The 16,263-nt window shown below is 58.4% G+C and carries 16 protein-coding genes; 4 read left to right on the plus strand and 12 right to left on the minus strand.

What is annotated here, in order from left to right; all coding sequences use genetic code 11:
- Nucleotides 1-124: 124 nt before the first annotated feature.
- Nucleotides 125-745, minus strand: a complete 621-nt coding sequence (locus GDA65_14770) for a hypothetical protein (GenBank protein MBA5863955.1) — start codon at nucleotides 743-745, stop codon at nucleotides 125-127.
- Between the two features lie 253 nt (nucleotides 746-998).
- Here GDA65_14770 and GDA65_14775 point away from each other — a divergent pair, with 253 nt between their 5' ends.
- Complete coding sequence (locus GDA65_14775; protein MBA5863956.1) at nucleotides 999-1,682, plus strand: methyltransferase domain-containing protein; 684 nt, start codon at nucleotides 999-1,001, stop codon at nucleotides 1,680-1,682.
- A gap of 53 nt (nucleotides 1,683-1,735) precedes the next feature.
- Here the strand turns inward: GDA65_14775 and GDA65_14780 are convergent, their stop codons facing one another.
- The 6 genes from GDA65_14780 to GDA65_14805 form a co-directional block, all read right to left on the minus strand.
- Nucleotides 1,736-2,521, minus strand: coding sequence for a hypothetical protein (locus tag GDA65_14780; protein ID MBA5863957.1), 786 nt, complete (start codon nucleotides 2,519-2,521; stop codon nucleotides 1,736-1,738).
- 124 nt (nucleotides 2,522-2,645) lie between these two features.
- On the minus strand, nucleotides 2,646-2,849 hold the full coding sequence (locus tag GDA65_14785) for a hypothetical protein (GenBank protein MBA5863958.1): 204 nt from the start codon (nucleotides 2,847-2,849) through the stop codon (nucleotides 2,646-2,648).
- 150 nt (nucleotides 2,850-2,999) lie between these two features.
- The gene (locus GDA65_14790; protein ID MBA5863959.1) at nucleotides 3,000-4,298 is read right to left on the minus strand and encodes an ATP-binding cassette domain-containing protein; all 1,299 of its coding nucleotides are present in this window, start codon (nucleotides 4,296-4,298) and stop codon (nucleotides 3,000-3,002) included.
- Complete coding sequence (locus GDA65_14795; GenBank protein MBA5863960.1) at nucleotides 4,299-5,156, minus strand: ABC transporter permease; 858 nt, start codon at nucleotides 5,154-5,156, stop codon at nucleotides 4,299-4,301.
- Nucleotides 5,157-5,535: 379 nt separating this feature from the next.
- Nucleotides 5,536-5,937: a hypothetical protein gene (locus GDA65_14800; protein ID MBA5863961.1), complete on the minus strand. Its 402-nt coding sequence runs from the start codon at nucleotides 5,935-5,937 to the stop codon at nucleotides 5,536-5,538.
- A gap of 288 nt (nucleotides 5,938-6,225) precedes the next feature.
- Nucleotides 6,226-6,582 carry a DUF1499 domain-containing protein gene (locus GDA65_14805; protein MBA5863962.1) on the minus strand — a complete coding sequence of 119 codons (357 nt, stop codon included), beginning with the start codon at nucleotides 6,580-6,582 and terminating at the stop codon, nucleotides 6,226-6,228.
- Between the two features lie 471 nt (nucleotides 6,583-7,053).
- On the opposite strand from GDA65_14805, the gene GDA65_14810 reads away from it, so the two are divergent.
- From GDA65_14810 to GDA65_14820, 3 genes are all read left to right on the plus strand, one after another.
- On the plus strand, nucleotides 7,054-8,229 hold the full coding sequence (locus tag GDA65_14810; protein MBA5863963.1) for an LL-diaminopimelate aminotransferase: 1,176 nt from the start codon (nucleotides 7,054-7,056) through the stop codon (nucleotides 8,227-8,229).
- Nucleotides 8,230-8,324: 95 nt separating this feature from the next.
- Nucleotides 8,325-8,888 (plus strand): 2-amino-4-hydroxy-6-hydroxymethyldihydropteridine diphosphokinase, encoded by a 564-nt coding sequence (gene folK, locus GDA65_14815; protein MBA5863964.1) that lies wholly within the window; start codon nucleotides 8,325-8,327, stop codon nucleotides 8,886-8,888.
- Nucleotides 8,885-9,742, plus strand: a complete 858-nt coding sequence (locus tag GDA65_14820; protein ID MBA5863965.1) for a pantoate--beta-alanine ligase — start codon at nucleotides 8,885-8,887, stop codon at nucleotides 9,740-9,742. Before folK ends, GDA65_14820 begins: the two co-directional genes overlap by 4 nt.
- An 84-nt stretch (nucleotides 9,743-9,826) precedes the next feature.
- On the opposite strand, the gene GDA65_14825 is transcribed toward GDA65_14820, so the two are convergent.
- The 5 genes from GDA65_14825 to GDA65_14845 all read right to left on the minus strand — a co-directional run bounded on the left by GDA65_14825 (nucleotide 9,827) and on the right by GDA65_14845 (nucleotide 16,259).
- Complete coding sequence (locus GDA65_14825) at nucleotides 9,827-10,336, minus strand: hypothetical protein (GenBank protein MBA5863966.1); 510 nt, start codon at nucleotides 10,334-10,336, stop codon at nucleotides 9,827-9,829.
- A gap of 1 nt (nucleotide 10,337) precedes the next feature.
- Entirely contained in the window at nucleotides 10,338-10,766 is a 429-nt protein-coding gene (locus GDA65_14830; protein ID MBA5863967.1) for a nucleotide pyrophosphohydrolase, read from the minus strand.
- Entirely contained in the window at nucleotides 10,763-12,178 is a 1,416-nt protein-coding gene (gene rmuC / locus GDA65_14835; GenBank protein ID MBA5863968.1) for a DNA recombination protein RmuC, read from the minus strand. The genes GDA65_14830 and rmuC overlap by 4 nt, the downstream gene beginning before the upstream one ends.
- Nucleotides 12,179-12,272: 94 nt before the next feature.
- A complete protein-coding gene (locus GDA65_14840; GenBank protein MBA5863969.1) occupies nucleotides 12,273-14,903 on the minus strand; it encodes a hypothetical protein in 2,631 nt (876 codons plus the stop codon).
- Between the two features lie 15 nt (nucleotides 14,904-14,918).
- Nucleotides 14,919-16,259, minus strand: coding sequence for a DUF4147 domain-containing protein (locus GDA65_14845; GenBank protein MBA5863970.1), 1,341 nt, complete (start codon nucleotides 16,257-16,259; stop codon nucleotides 14,919-14,921).
- Nucleotides 16,260-16,263 lie beyond the last annotated feature (4 nt).

Below are 16,263 nucleotides of genomic sequence, written 5' to 3' on the forward strand. Positions count from 1 at the left end.
CTCGCTGCGGCCTTGCTGGATGGCCTTGTTGCGCATCCTGCCTACTATCCTGATACCAACACGCCACGTGAGCTGATCGCGGCGTAGCGTGCAAAAAATGAGTTTTTCCGCAGCCTGCTAGAGGCTATGCTGCGCCTTCGTTTTCCATCGCCACGGCTCTGAGTTCCGTGTAGACGAGCATCAGCCGGGTATTTTCGATGCGATAGGCCACCGTGACCGTCAACAGGCCGAACGCGACGACGATCAACCCCACACCAGTCACGCCGACTCCCAGCAGCACACTTCCCAATGATTCGAGACCTCCTTGAAGGACGTAGCTGATCAGGAAGCCCAGCGTTCCGAACCCCACGAGACTGAACCAGAGAAACGTCAGGATCGAGGATGACCAGGGCGTGCGCTTCGTGCACACCATGCGGAGCCCTTCCGGATCCGATGCCAATTCAATGCAGCCCTTCAACGGCCAGGCCGTGCGGAAACGCATGGAGAACAGGCGATGAGTGGGCCGGATGATCATCCGATTCGCCTCTGGGAACACCCGCGCGACTCCATGAGGCAAACTCAAGAACCCATTCGTGTCGAATGCGCGGAGCAGCTTCGGGAGGGTCAAGGCGACAAACCGATCCTGCACCTGCCCGATCCCGTAGCCGTAACGGCTGGCATCGGCCGAGAGGCGGGTAAAGTACATCCAATCGCCGACGATTAATCCGATAAACAAGACGATGGCAAAGGCGCCGGCGAGCATCATAGCCGAAACTTCCCACAGGGCTTTACGGAGAATCAAGCCCGAACAGCAGGTAACCGCGGGAAAAACCGGAGGAACCTGTTGACTCACCCTCGGTGCATTGGCTACATTATGCCCGTTCTTATCCGGCGGGTGAGGACGAGTCATCCGGATTGCGTTTCCGCCTTCATAGATTTTTCCACGCTACACTTCTTATCGCCGTCACTTCTGCACTGCAGGGTGTGCGGGGGGAGAAGCGTGGTTTTGCGGAGGGACGATGGATATCGCCAAAGTCGAACGTGTGTACACGAATTATTCCGGCGTCTACGATCATATCTTCGGAAAAATCTTTCATGAGTCGCGCGAAGCCTGCGTGCGCAACCTCCGAATCCGTCCGGAAGAAAACATCCTCGAAGTCGGCGTGGGAACGGGAATTGCCCTCGAATATTATCCCAAAAACTGCAACATTACGGGCATCGATCTCTCCTCAGGCATGCTGGCCAAGGCCAGACAGCGCCAGTCCCACTATCATTTGGACCATGTCCGCCTGATGTTGATGGACGCTGGAAAAATGGACTTCCCCGACGACAGCTTCGACACAGTCATGGCGGCGTACGTCGTCACCGCGGTGCCGGACTATCGCAAAGTCGTCAATGAAATGATCCGTGTCTGCAAGCCGGGCGGGCGCATCATCATGCTGAATCACTTCAGCAACGGAAATAAGCTGATCGCCGCCGTGGAAAAGGTCATTTCCCCACTGTGCAAGCACATCGGTTTTCGTACCGATCTCTCATTGAACACCGTGCTAGAAGGCACCGACCTCCACGTGGCCCGCAAAGAAAAAGTCAACCCGATGAAGTTCTGGCACCTGGTGGAATGTGTCAACCGGAAGGGTGCGAAGAGCAATGGGAACGGGAGCTTGAATGGGAATGGAAATGGTCGGCACGGACACGTGAGTTAACGCTCGCGGGTCGGCTGAGATTCGGAGCCGGCCTATGGCTCACCGCCTGAAACCTACGTTCCTGACCACTCCTCAGTTGAAACCACGGTCTCTCCAGCCAGACAGGTACCGGCATAACGTTGCGTCACGACTTCGGTGACCAGCCTCAGCAATCGGCCGCTGATTCGGCCGGTGGCGAGTCTCGGCCGCAGTCTGATTCCAAACCCGGCCCCGTCGACCGGTTCATACGCCCGCACGCTCAGCGCTGCCGTTGAACCGGCACTCGCGTCGGCTGCGGCCACTAACTCTCCCTCCCAACACAGAGTCCGCGGAGTACCGGACCGCCGCGCCGTCGATTTCCATATGCAGGGCATCCCCGCCTGATCAAGTTCGTTCAGCAACCAGGCCACCGTCGGAGGATCGCCGGATTCAGCTTGGAAGATCCACTGTGCGGCCCCTGTGGGTACCCCCATATCACAGTGCGGCACTGACACTTCCTCCAGTAGGGCCTCTTCACAGACCACGTACAAGTTCCCCTGCGGATCGAACCAGAAACGCAGTTGCCCCTCATGTAACTCAACCTGAATCGTGCCAAGAGCAGCACAGTCTCCGCCGTCCTGCTCAAAGATAGAAAGGTCGGACACCCCTTGCAGGGTAAGTTTGGCAATCCGGAGGATCCCTTGCAAGTGATAGCGTATCGCCACCGTCACGACGCTCCCTGCCGACACATCCTGGCCCGACGCTTCGTCGAAGATCCATCGTTTGGCCAGGTGCACATCTGTCACCCGACCTCCACGAAACCCCCGCGTGTGCGTCAGCAACCAGCGAACGTCGTCCGCCGTCTTCACTGAATGTGTCATGGCAACGTGAGGCCCTCAGCAGGGTGCCGCCTATCGACACCCCACCTAGCTACTGTATCACAGCGACGGTGTGGAGAAATGCCCGAACTGCTGTCGTGAACGATGGCACAGGGGCGGGAGAACACTAAAACAGGACTTGCTGCTGCCTGGCCTCTGCCAATTGACGCTCCAGTTCCTCCACACGTTCCTGGAGACGCTGATTATCGAGGCGAAGCAGATCGAGGCGATCCAGCAATTGCTCGCGTTGAATATTCGTCCATTTCAGCGTGCGCCTCAAACCGGCCAGTTCGAGCTGTGCCTGCTGCCCGTCTTCAAACCCGGAACCCATGCGTACGCCTCAGTCGATTGCCATCCGGAGTGACAGGGCAAATCGTAGCGCACTCTTGGTCAGTTGCGGAGTGATAAGTGATTTGTCGACGAAGGGGTGGCCGGGAGTGAGCGCGTATCGCGCGTCTGGAAAAGAAGCTTCTCGAGTGCCTTATTTTTTGCGAGCACGAAAGGGCACGGTGCTGCCGAGGAGGTCGTCGCTGGATTCCCAGCGATAGCGAACCAGCACGCCATTCGCTTCCCACCCGGGCGGGCACAGGTTCCCCGTGCCGTAGTAATCGGCATCGAGTACTGGAAACGGCACGACATTCTTGATCCAGTCCTGGGCATGACCATTGGACTCGATATACGACTGCAAAAAGTACGCGCCGCCGGTTAAGGGCAGATCGGGCAGAATGAAATCCACGTACCCGGTTCCGCGCAGGGTCAAGGGCGTCGGATCCACGATATCCGTCGACAGGACGAACAAATCCTGTCCCTTTCGCCCATTGACGGAAATACTGACACGACAGTTGCGGAATTCTTTCCCTTCCGCACAGCGGTAGTGCATCCGGATGATCACATCTCGCCCGGTTATGGCTGAAGCTACCGAATGCCGGTCCTTGTCCAACAGATCAATCTCCGTGAGCAGGATCTCTCCAAGACCGACCCGGTCTGGACGGGCGCCGATCACCATGGTCGCCTGACTACGAATCGCATCGGCATACTCTTCGACCACTGTCTGCGTTTTGCCGATTTTCGCGATCCGGCCCTTGTCTAGCAGAATAGCCCGTTCGCAGAGCCCTTCGATGATGCTCATATTGTGACTGACGATGAGAACCGTGCGCCCGGTTCGGCTCACTTCTTCCATTTTCCCCAGACACTTTTGCTGAAAACTCGCGTCGCCGACCGCCAACACTTCATCGACGATCAAAATTTCCGGTTCGAGGTGCGCGGCGACCGCAAACGCCAATCGTACATACATCCCGCTCGAGTACCGTTTTACCGGGGTATCAATGAAGTCTTCCACGCCCGAGAAGGCGACGATCTCATCGAACTTTCGCCGGACTTCATCCCGGCGCATGCCGAGCATCGCGGCGTTCAAGAAAATATTCTCCCGCCCGGTCAACTCTGAGTGAAAGCCCGTTCCCACTTCCAACAGGGAGCTGACACGCCCATAAATATCCACGATGCCTTTCGTGGGCTGCGTGATTCGGGACAGGATCTTGAGCAAGGTGCTCTTTCCGGCTCCGTTGTGTCCGATGATGCCCAGCACTTCTCCCTGCTTGACCTCGAACGAGACGTCCTTTACCGCCCAGAATGACGGATCGGGCTCAGACCGGCCGGAGCCCCATTGCGCAAGGGACTTGAGGCGATGCATGACCTGATCGCGGAGGGTATTGTGCTGAACGGCTGCTCCCAGTCGATAGTGTTTGGACAACCCTTCTGCTCGAATTGCAACAGTACTCATTTAAATCACGTCCGCGAATGTGCGTTCCATCGAACGGAAATAGATCAATCCGCCGATAAAGACAACCACGACGATTCCCAAACTGGGAAGCACCATCGAGAAGTCCACCTGAAATCCGGGAATCAGCGCCCATCGAAATCCCTCCACGACACTCACCACCGGATTGAGTGCGTAAATAGCGCGCCAGGATTCCGGCACCTTGCTCACCGGATACAGGATGGGTGACACAAACATCCCCAGTTGAATGAACATGGGAAGAATATGGCCGACATCCCGGTACCTGACGTATAGCGCCGAAACCCAGAGGCCGGCGGCCAGGGCGATCGTTGCGCCCAGACCGGCGAACAGCGGCAGGAGCAGAATTCTCCAGGTTGGCATAACTTCGAACCAGGCCATGAGGCCGAGAAACGCAACAAATGCCAACAACAAATCAACCAGCGGTGCAATCGTCGCTGAGAGAGGCAGGATGAGCCGGGGAAAATATACTTTGCTGATGAGTGGGGCTTCTCCGACTAAGCTGGTCCCGCCCCGGCTCAAGGCCTGAGAAATATAAAACCATGGCAGCAGACCGGCATAGAGAAAGACGGGATAGGGAAACCCATCCGAGGGGATCTTCCCCATCACACTGAACACAACCGTAAAAATCAGCATAGTGGCCACAGGCTGAAACATGGCCCAAGCTACACCCAAAACCGTCTGCTTATATCTGACGGCCACATCACGCCAGACGAGTATCTGAATGAGTTCGCGATACTGCCAGAGGCTGGGCAAATCCAATTCCAGCAGACCCTTGGCCGGCTGAATTCGCACATGGGGCAACACCAGTGGGTGTCGTTGCTCGATATTGACGACAGACATCTCGCTCTATTGATTCCTATAGGCTCTGCACGTACACACCATCATCGAAAATGACCGGAGAATGCCTCCTCAGACAGGCGCCGGCCCTCCGCCCGACAACACAACTGATACTAACTCGTACAGAATGCTCTGTGTTATGTCAAATGTATGACGCCCGGTCAAGCTTGCAGATCGAACCCAGCCCGTTTCAGTATTCAACATATTCCTGTCCTGGCTCTGTCACCGAAGGTCACTTTTTGCGCTGTGGATGATCGAAGAGACCCCTGTTGTCAGAAACGCGGAAGGCACTGGTTCGTTGACTCCCCAGCCTCAACTGGACAATCGATGCAACGGAATAACGAAGGACTTACCAACCGCTTCAGCCGGCAAGGAGCCGCGGCTATGGCGCTGAGAGGGGAGGCGTTGGCGCGGGACGCAGTTCTTCTTGTGAGAGATACCGAATCGCTAAACCAGACATGTGAAGCATCCAACCTTGTCCGCCGCCGGCCCCTTGGGTAAAACTCCACGCGTCCATCCGGAACGGATTCCAATACCCGCTGCGGTAGGAATTACTCGATACTCCGCCCGGGACGCCGGTGCCCATAGTCGATTGAAACGTGGGGCCTCTGTCCGACAATCGACGGACATCCGCATCTCCTAGCACAACAGCGTCTGCACCCAGTTCCTTCGCACGCTCCAGGATTCGGTCGCGCAAGGTCTCTTCACTGGCATATTCACTCGTGGCGACAATACGGGCGATCTGCACGTGACCATGGTTCGGTTCGCGTTGTAACGTGCTCACGGCCTCTGTTCCTGGTCGGGGCTCAAATGCCTTGGTGGTCAAGGGATCAACTTGCACGGAGACACAAGCGCTCGACAAGGCCACACACAATACGACCGTGAGGTGGATCGCTTGTCTGGTCACAATGGAGCCTCGCATTTTCATGGGTAATGAACGACAGCCGGTCCTTGTCGCCTTCACTCAGATCTATCTTGACGGCTCGGATTAACCAAATCAACCACAATCATCCCGCACATGGGTGTCTCTTTTGATTCTCACATCCGACAGCGCAACCTGTCCGATTTCGCACTACACTTTCCCTTCCACGAGGGCGCGAATCTCCTCCATCCGCCGTCGATTCACGCCAAGATCGCTATAGCCGGTCCTGGAGGCCGACCGGAATTGAATTAACTTGCTCCCCTCATCAAAGACAAATTCCACATCATCGACAAATCGCAGCAGGAAGCTGGTGAATTCATAATGGAGATAGCGCTCCGTCTCCTCGACGAGTTTGGTGCGAGGCAAGAGACCCACGATGGTCTTTAGCGCTTCTTTTGCACCAGCCAGACTTTGGTGATACCGATAGGGCGCCATCTGGCGACTCTGATCCGTTGCCTGCGTCGAGACGCAATTAGGACTGGATGGGCAAGGCGCGAGTACTTTCATGGCGGGGCGATCGACAATCGTCAGTGAATAGGTCTCAAGGAATGCACCGCACGGTCCGGATGTACAGTGAACTCTAATAAGCCACGCGTCCTCTGTCAACCGCTCCACCGTTGTCGATCACGCATCAATGCCGGCCCGATGGCAGAGCGCGCGCCCCCTTGTTCATCCGTCGAACGGTCAGCCATGCGTGTCAACCTGGCACCGCATCCATGGCCTCACGACACTGTAGAATCGTACATTTGTCGAACCTTTCCGGAATGAAGCCGGCCTGTCGTGAGTGCGGGTCACGTTCGCGGCCGCGCTTTTCCTGGCCTTATGAGCGAAGCCGCGCCTTCGGGCACTCACTCCGTTGATTGCGAGACTAGTCCTGGGGTACGCTAGCCCCTTCCGATTCCCAGTTGACGGCTACCAGCCGCCGCCTCTCATACACCGCTGAGCCCGCCGCTCAGGTCAACAAAGGAGTGCTCTCGCATGGCCGGTTTTCCGATTGAAGTCGCAACCCGCATTAAGACGCTGCCTCCTTATCTCTTTGCCGCCATCGATAAGATGAAACAAGAGGCGCTCGCGCGCGGGGTCGATATCATCAACCTTGGCATCGGGGATCCTGACCTCCCGACACCGGCGCCTATCATCGAGAGCCTGTATCAAGCGGCAAAGAATCCGAAACACCATCAATACCCTTCTTACGAAGGCATGCTCTCGTTCCGCAAGGCCGTGGCTGACTGGTACAAGCGACGGTTCAATGTCACCCTTGATCCGGCCAATGAGGTCCTCACCCTGATCGGTTCCAAAGAAGGGATCGGGCACGTCCATCTCGCCTTTATCGATCCAGGCGACATTGTCCTGGTCCCCAGCCCCGGCTATCCGGTGTATCCGGTCGGGACAAGCTTCTGTGGCGGCGTCTCGCACATCATGCCGCTCACGAAAGCCAACGGTTTTCTGCCCGATCTCAACGCCATCCCGAAAGATGTCGCGAAGAAGGCCAAACTGATGTGGCTGAACTCGCCGAACAATCCAACGTCCGTCATCATGAGCAAGGATTATTTCAAGCGCGTTGTAGAGTTTGCGCAGGAGAACCAGATCATTGTCTGCCATGATGCGGCCTATTCGGAAATCTTCTACGACGGCAAGCGGCCTTCCAGCTTCCTTGAGGTCGACGGCGCGAAAGAAGTGGGAGTCGAATTTCATTCCCTCTCTAAGACGTACAACATGACCGGCTGGCGTATCGGATTCGCGGTCGGCAACAAAGATGTCCTGGCCGGGCTCGGCCGAGTGAAAAGTCAGCTGGATTCGGGCGTATTCGAAGCCGTGCAAGCGGCGGGCATCACGGCGCTGGGGCTGGATGACTCCGTGACGGACGGGTTGCGAAAAATCTATCAAGAACGGCGCGACACACTCGTACCGGGGCTAAAAACACTCGGGTTGGAAGTCGATCCGCCTCCCGCGGCCTTCTATATCTGGGTCACGGTTCCGAAGGGATATACGTCGGCCTCCTTCACCGCCCATCTGTTAGAAAAGGCCGGCATCGTCACGACACCGGGCAACGGCTTCGGCGCGCCTGGCGAAGGATATATCCGCATGACGGTCTGCACGACGAAAGAGCGGCTGGCGGAAGCAGTAGAACGGATTCGCAAGGCGGGATTCTAATTTGCGTGTTGAATTGTGAATCGTGAGTTGTCCGAACGATATCGCTAACTCATAACTAAGAACTCAACACTCAGAATTTTTCCCAGTTTCAGACTATGGCCACCGCATTTATCGGTTTCGGCTCCAACCTGGGCAATCGGATCGACTTTTGTGATCGAGCCGTCACCCTGCTCGGCCTCCTGCCGCATTCACGACTGGACTCCGTCTCCTCGTTGTATGAAACCGAACCGATTGAGGATGGAGCGGCTCCGGGACCGACATGGTTCCTGAACGGCGCCGTGCGGATCGAAACGAATATTACGCCCAAGAGCCTGCTCGACATCTGCCGTGAAATCGAACGGGCACTCGGACGAGATCAAGACAATCGCAAGGGGCCGCGCACACTCGATCTGGATCTGCTGCTGTACGATGACTGTGTGCTGAATGAGCCGGGCCTCATCGTTCCCCATCCTCGCCTCCACCAGCGTCGATTCGTTCTCGCGCCCTTGGTGGAGCTGGATCCCGATCGACGCCATCCTCTGCTCGGGCAAACTCTCCGAGAACTTCTGGAAACACTCGCCGATCCTTCCATTGTCCGCCTGCTCGATCCCCAGCCGAACTCACGTTACGGATCGAGGCCAGCGTGCAGTCCACCCCCTGTGCAAAATCCTCACACGTGAAGATCATCCGCACGACTTCAGCCATGGCCAACTGGAGCCGTGGCCTGCATCGAGAAGGAGTGACGATCGGATTTGTCCCGACCATGGGGGCCTTGCATGAGGGGCATCGCGCGTTGGTTCGAGCCGCTCGCTTGGCCTGCGATGCCGTGGTCGTCAGCATTTTTGTCAATCCGACACAATTTGGTCCGACAGAAGACCTGGCGAAATATCCACGCCAATTTCGGCTCGACCGTGCACTGTGCGCGAAAGAAGGAGTCGACGCGATCTTTGCCCCGACCGCCACGGCTATGTACCCGGCCGGTTTTCAGAGCATTGTCGCGGTTCCGGGCCTTGCACGGCGCTGGGAAGGCGAGGCGCGCCCACACCATTTTCAGGGCGTGGCCACGGTGGTGACGAAACTCCTGTCTCTAGTCCACCCCGACATCAGTTGGTTCGGACAGAAGGACTTTCAGCAAGCCGCACTGGTCCGGCAACTTGCAAAGGACCTCAACCTCCCGGGCACGTTGAGGGTTCATCCGACGGTCCGTGAACATGACGGGCTGGCGCTCAGTTCACGGAACGTGTACCTCTCTGCATGCCAACGGGAAGCCGCACCTGTACTCTATCGAGCACTGCAGGCCGGAGCTGCCGCTGTTCGCAGCGGCGAACGGCGAGGGGCACTCATACAACGCCTCATGACTCAAATGATCAAGACAGAGCCATCAGTCACACCGGAATATCTCGCCGTCTGTGATCCTTCTACTCTGGAACCGTTACAGACAATCCAACGCCGCGCCATTCTCCTTGGCGCCATTCGCCTCGGAACAGTCCGACTCCTCGACAATATGCCGGTGACGGTAAGCCCCAAGTCCTAACCGGGGGTTAGAGGGAATTCCACTGGCCCGCGGTCAGGCGGACCCCTTCCTCAAAGAAAGCAGGTCGACCCTGTCTTGTTGAGATTATACGGAGATGCGGGGAGGCGCTTGTTGGCAGGCAAGGAGTTCAAGGATCAGCTGACCCATGCGCTGCTTGTCTCCAGGTTGGAACTCCAGAAATTTCATCCCGATCGACTGGGGCTGAATCGAGCTGATCATCGCCGCATCCACCTTGATGTCCGGTTGTCCGGACAGGCCGTGCAGCAGGAATGTGACGAATGTGCCACGGGGCAGCGTCGTGGTCCCCTGCATTGTACAGCCGCCCATTGAAATGTCGGTGACCAGGCCGCCGGCCGCCGGCTGATCAAGAATCAGGGTCGCCGCAAAATTGGCGGACAGCCGGCGATACTCACGGCGATCGAATTCCTGCGTAGTTAGCCGGTTCCCCGGCCTGCGAGCCTGAAAGCGAGTCGTGCAAAGCTGGCAACGAACTTGAAAAATAGACAGCCGGTTTAACGTCTTTCCTATAAGACTTGTCCCGGAAGTCACTCTCACACAGGGCGTGCCGCAGGCCGGACAATACAATTCTTTCATACTACGCTTCTGACTCCCGCATCCCGGTCTCCACAGCCGGGGCGGAGCCTCCGTTTCCGGACGACTGTCTTGCGAGCAGTGGCTTCACGTCAGCCGGAGAATAGGTCGGGGGCTTCACCCACTTTCCATCTTCCCGCTTATAGCCGCCGACTTTGCTCAAATTCGATCGATGGACCTCGCGGAAGACCGGATCCATGTCCACCCCGTAGGACACCGCCGTGCCATATACGACATACAACAAGTCAGCCAGTTCCTTCGCCACCCCCGGGAGGTCCTGTGCGGCCATGGCTTCTTGGAGTTCGGCAAATTCCTCCTGAATCAGACGCACCCGCAACTGCCGGGTGGCCTCAGGAGGGATCGACGGACTGTCACCGATCGGAATGTCGAACTTACGGTGAAACTCGGCGACCATGTCCTGGGCTTCCATCATCCTCCCGTCCTCATATCTTCAGCGGCAAACGGACATCCTGTCCTCGGCTCGATGCCGGAGGCTTCCAGCACCGCGATGTCCTTCTCAGATGATATCCCGAGATCTTTAAATTTTCTAGCGGCGGGCAACACCCTCGATTCCAACGATCCCACTGCCTTGTTGTAGGCGCCGACACTTTTTCCGAGCGCCTGACCGATCTCATTAAGGTGATCGGCGAGGACCGCCATCCGCTCGTAGAGGTCCTTCCCCAACCGGCCCGCCTGTTCGGCATGTTCGGTCAATTGCTCCTGTCTCCACCCGTAGGCGACGGCCCGCAGCAGCGCCATCAGAGTGGCCGGCGTGGCCAGGACGACTCCTTGCGCAAAACCATCCTCAATCAGCGTGGGATCCTGCTCAAGCGCGGCGCCCAGAAACTGCTCGCCGGGCAGAAACAACACGACGAATTCCGGTGTCTGCCCGAACTGCGTCCAATAGGCCTTCAGGCTGAGCGCATCCATCCGGGTTCGCACCTGGTTCGCATGGCGACGCAAGTGCGCCACCCGCTGCTGGTCATCCTGGGCTTCGTAGGCGTCGAGATAGGCCGCCAACACCGTCTTGGCATCCACCACGATCTGCCTGCCCGCAGGCAAATACACAACCATGTCGGGACGAAGCAGTCCTTCCATTGAGTCGACCGAGTCCTGCTCTATAAAATCACAATGCGCCACCATCCCCGCCAGTTCAGCCACACGACGGAGGGTCATTTCCCCCCAGCGTCCGCGCACCGCCGGAGCCCGTAAGGCTTTGACCAGATTGCCGGTTTCCTGTTGTAGCCGCTGATGTGATTCAGCCATGAACTTCAATTGCTGGTCCAGCCCGCCATATTCCCGCTGACGAACCTGCTCTGCTTGCTGCAGTTGCTCCCGGTAGCGTTGGAGCGATTCTTCGAGTGGCTTCACCAGTTCGCCGATAGCCTGATGACGCTGAGATAACTCCCCTTTGGCTTCTGCTTGTAACGTTTCAAATGAGGCGCGGGCGAGGGTCAGAAAGGCGTCATTGTTTTGCTTCAGGGCCTGTCCCGATAAGGCTTCGAAAGATGCGTGCAACTCCTGCCGCGCCTGGGTGAGCAATGTTTTCTGGTCGTCCACGCTTCGGCTGATCACTTCCATGCGCGTTTCGGCTTTCGTCCGGCCTTCTTGAGACTCGGCCAGCGCCTGCCGCAACTGCCCTACTTCGGACTGCTCCTGTTCCAGCCGCTGTTGCAACACCACAGCCAGGGCGTCAGCCCGCTGGGCCCGCTCTCCGCTTTCGAACAACTGTGCCTGAGCCCGGGATTGCGTACGAGCCGTCACCCACCATCCAGTGACCAAGACGCCGACCCCGAGGCCGGCCACTCCGCCCGCGACAAAGGTCGCGGAGGTGAGATCGATCATGACGCATCCCCGCGAATACCGAGCATCGCCGTATTCCTCTCACCCGACCGTGGTAGGGAAATCGCGTAGATGGTACGAGAAACCAAATGAAACGTCAAGGCAGCGCACGACTGACTGTGCCTGTCACACTCACAATTGTCACCTGTTCATTTTCGCGCAAAAGCCTGGTGGCATAGGGCACATTGACCAGGACTGGAAGGCCGTACTCCCGCGCGATAATGGCCCCGTGCGACAGCGTGCCTCCCATTTCAGCAATGAGGCCGGCTGCGATACCCAATAGGGGCGCCATCCCCGGATCGATGACCGGAACGACAAGAATGTCGCCGGGCTGCACTCGCCTCCAGTCATCTGTAGAGTAGACGATGCGGACCGGGCCGGTGGCCGTTCCTGCGCTGACGGCAATGCCGCGGAGCGATTCATCCCCTGCTGGGCCCGTCAAGGGAGTTCCCTGTTCAAGAACCGCGTCCCAATCGCGAATGGTGTCTGGAACCTGTACCTCCTTATCACGTCTCAATTCTTCCCGACGCTCTCGTACAAGCCGTCGCCAATCGCGTGGGGTCTCCTCGCTCAATGCCGCTCGCTCATCCATGGTCAGATAGAAGATGTCGTCACACTGGGTCAGGATTCCTTGTTCGACCATTCGCTCGCCGAATTGAAGAAGGAGATGGCGCACGGCCGTGGAGTAATACAGCAAGTGATGGCGATTCGCCTCCCGGAGCGCGCAGAAACGGCTGAGCCGTCGATACCACCAGCGAAAAACAACCCCTCGGTGGCGCCGCCAGCCGAACCGCCGGTCAATCTCGGCAAGCGCCTCTTCACGTCGCTGCGCCTGCTGAGAAATGACCTGGTCCGGCGGAACGGCCCTCTCCGCACGCAGTTGCGTCTGCAACAGGATCAAGACCGCACCGGGCTCATCTGCAATGCGCGGGGACATGATGTCCGACTCTCCGACTGCGCGATGTCCATAGTCCGCCAGATATTCCTCGAACCGCCGCAGAAACCCGCTTCCCACAAGGGCCTCACGGAATCCGGACGCTTCCCACCCTTCAGAAAGGAACCACTGCCGGACAATGGCCTCGCTCCTGGCGACCTCGACCAATTCCGCGAGGCGCACAATGTGCTGCGCGCTGATCACGCTCCCCTGGCCTTGCAGGGAAGCATTCAGCAACTCGCGCCAGTCTTCTCCTAACCAGCCTGGCAGAAAGGTCCCCATGGCCTGAAGGCTCTGCGCGACCCCTCCGGCTATCCCAAACGTCACCTCGTGCGCATCAAGCCATCGCCCCAGCCGGTCAAGGGTCTCCGCCAGTTCCTTCTGGGACAGGGTCCGGATACGGCCGGAGTGGTAGGTCTCCGCCATGCCTTTCATGACGGCAAAATTCTGCGGCCCCTCCCGCACAACCCTCCGCCATTCCCGCATCATAGACAACCCGGCGCGGACCAGGGCAAGACCACTCAGGGGGCGCACCGACGGCGTAAATCCAACCGGCTCCCCGCCCATCTGTTCAGTTAGGAAGGCTGGATTCCCACGGAGCTGCGTGATGAGCGTATACAACAACGTGACATTGAGATAGGGGCGGCCATGCAACACTCGAACGGACGACAGTCCGTCAGGAACCGTGCAGCCGAGACGCCGATAGGGGCCAATGATATAGGCATCCATGAACCGCTCTAGAAACGAGAGGCCCAATGGACTCGGCAATTCCGGCATGGTTTCTTTCAAATTCGCCCGCGTCCACTCGCATTCATCGTTGGTCAAGGCCGAGGACGGTTGGACCGCGGTGATCGGGCGCGCCTGTACCACCCACAACCGTTCATCATCCCACACCCATTCGAGGTCAGTCGGAGATTGAAATGCCGCTTCGATCTGCTTCGACAATAGGGCCAACTCGAAGAGTTGCGCATCGGACAATGATGACTGATCCTGCGCGGAATCGGAGAGCCTCTCGGCTTGGACTCCAGTACGTGTGGCCACTAACTTTTCGTGTTTCCTGGCCAGGAGACGTCGCCGAATTCGAAGCGGCCGCCCCTCAGCCTCTGCCACTTCAACCATATACTGGTCCGGAGTCACCTCGCCGCTCACCAGGGATGCGGCGAGACCGGGCACCGCGTTAATGACGATCTGGGAGGTGCGTCCCGTGACGGGATGGATCGAGTAGGCCACGCCTGCCACAGTGGCTCGCAACAGCGGTTGGATCACCACCGCCATTGATGGACAGGATGGTTCGCCTCTCGTCCGGAGGGCATACTCGATAGCAGCATCCGTCCACAACGACAGCCAACATTCACCGATTCCTCTCAACAACTCCGGAGACGGCAGGCCGAGAGATGTGCGATAGAGCCCCGCCGCACTCGCGTGCTCGACATCCTCGTTCGTCGCCGACGACCGCACCGCCCATCTGGTTGCCGGATCGTGCGTCAACCCGGCAAGCCACCGTTCCAAATCAGTCTGGAATCCTGTAGGCCATATCTGCCCCTGCAGCCGCTCTTGAATTCGCGCGAGTTCCCGGCTTCGATCCTCCTGGGATGCCTGCAACACCCTCCGCCACACTGCTTCGGCATCGATCCCCGCCGCAACCAAGGCATGCCGATACGCAGCAGCGGTGACGCACAATCCTCGCGGGACGGCGAAACCCTTCGCCAGCAGCCGGCTCAAGCCGACGGCTTTGCCTCCGACGAGGCTCGGGTCACAGCTCTCCTCCAGAGAGAGAATCAGTGGCTGAGTCATGGATGGGAATACTAACTAGAGTGCGAGGAGGAGGTAAAGATCGTTGACGTTGGTCCCGGTCGGGCCGGTAATAATATGACCCTGCAGTTGCTGGAAGAACGGATAGGCATCGTTGTCCTGCAGCGCGCGAGACAGGTCGAGGTGCTTTCGTCGCGCCCGCGCGACTGTCTGGCCATCGACAACGGCACCCGCCACAGCAGTTGGCCCATCAGTCCCGTCCGTGGCAAAACCGGCCACCCACATGTTTGGCAATCCGGCAATCTCCGGTGCGGCGGCCAGGGCGAACTCTTGCGCCCGCCCGCCCGTTCCTTCACCTCGAATGGTCACTGTCGGTTCTCCTCCTGCGATGATGCAGCAGGGCCGCTGAATGGGACGTCCGTGAACGGCAATCTCCCGAGCCATGGCGCCGAATATTTTCGCAAGTTCCTTCGCCTCCCCGGTGAGAGTCGTGGACAAGATCAGCGTGCGTAGCCCTTGCTGCTGCGCTGCCCTCGCGACAGCATCGACCGCTGCTTGATTGTCTCCAATCAGCACGTTGTCGACGCGACGAAACAGCGCGGCCCTGGGCTTGGGAGTTTCCGCCACACGGTGCTTCATGCCCATCTTCAGACGGTTTCGCACGGAGGCCGGAATGGTTTTCGAGACCCTGTATCGCTCGACAATTTCCCAGGCTTCCTGAAATGTCGTCGGATCAGGGGCGGTGGGTCCTGATCCAATCGTACCGAGGTCGTTCCCGATGACGTCGGACAGAATCACACTGGCCACGCGTGCCGGAGTCGCAGCCGCAAGCTGTCCGCCCTTGATCGAGGAGAGATGCTTGCGTACCGCATTGATCTCGTGAATGGTTGCTCCGGACCGCAGCAACAATTTCGTCGTCTGTTGTTTGTCGTGGAGTTCAATACCGGAAACGGGGGCAGGAAGGAGGCTCGAGGCTCCGCCGGACAGCAGCACGATCAGCAAATCATCAGCCGTTAACGTCTTGACCAACGCCATGACCATACGGCTGGCCTGAAGACCGGCGGCATCCGGAATGGGATGCCCCGCCTCCACAATGCGAATGGTTTTCGTCTGGGCGCCATGACCGTATTTCACCACGACCACACCGGTATCGATCCGCGGCCCTACCTGCTGCTCCAACGCCTGGGCCATGCGGGCGGACGCCTTCCCCGCGCCGACCACGGCGATGCGCTTGAATTCATCCAGAGGGTACTGGTGGGAACCGATGGTGAGATGCCTGCGCCCGATGCCGATCTGACGCCGCACCGCTTCGTAAGGATCAACCGCCTGCAGTCCCGACCGGAACAGCCTTGCGAGAAGGGCTCTGGTACGGGGTTGAGGGACGCCGATCTGTATCATGCGA

Source organism: Nitrospira sp. CR1.1 (assembly GCA_014055465.1).
Taxonomy (GTDB): Bacteria; Nitrospirota; Nitrospiria; order Nitrospirales; family Nitrospiraceae; genus Nitrospira_A.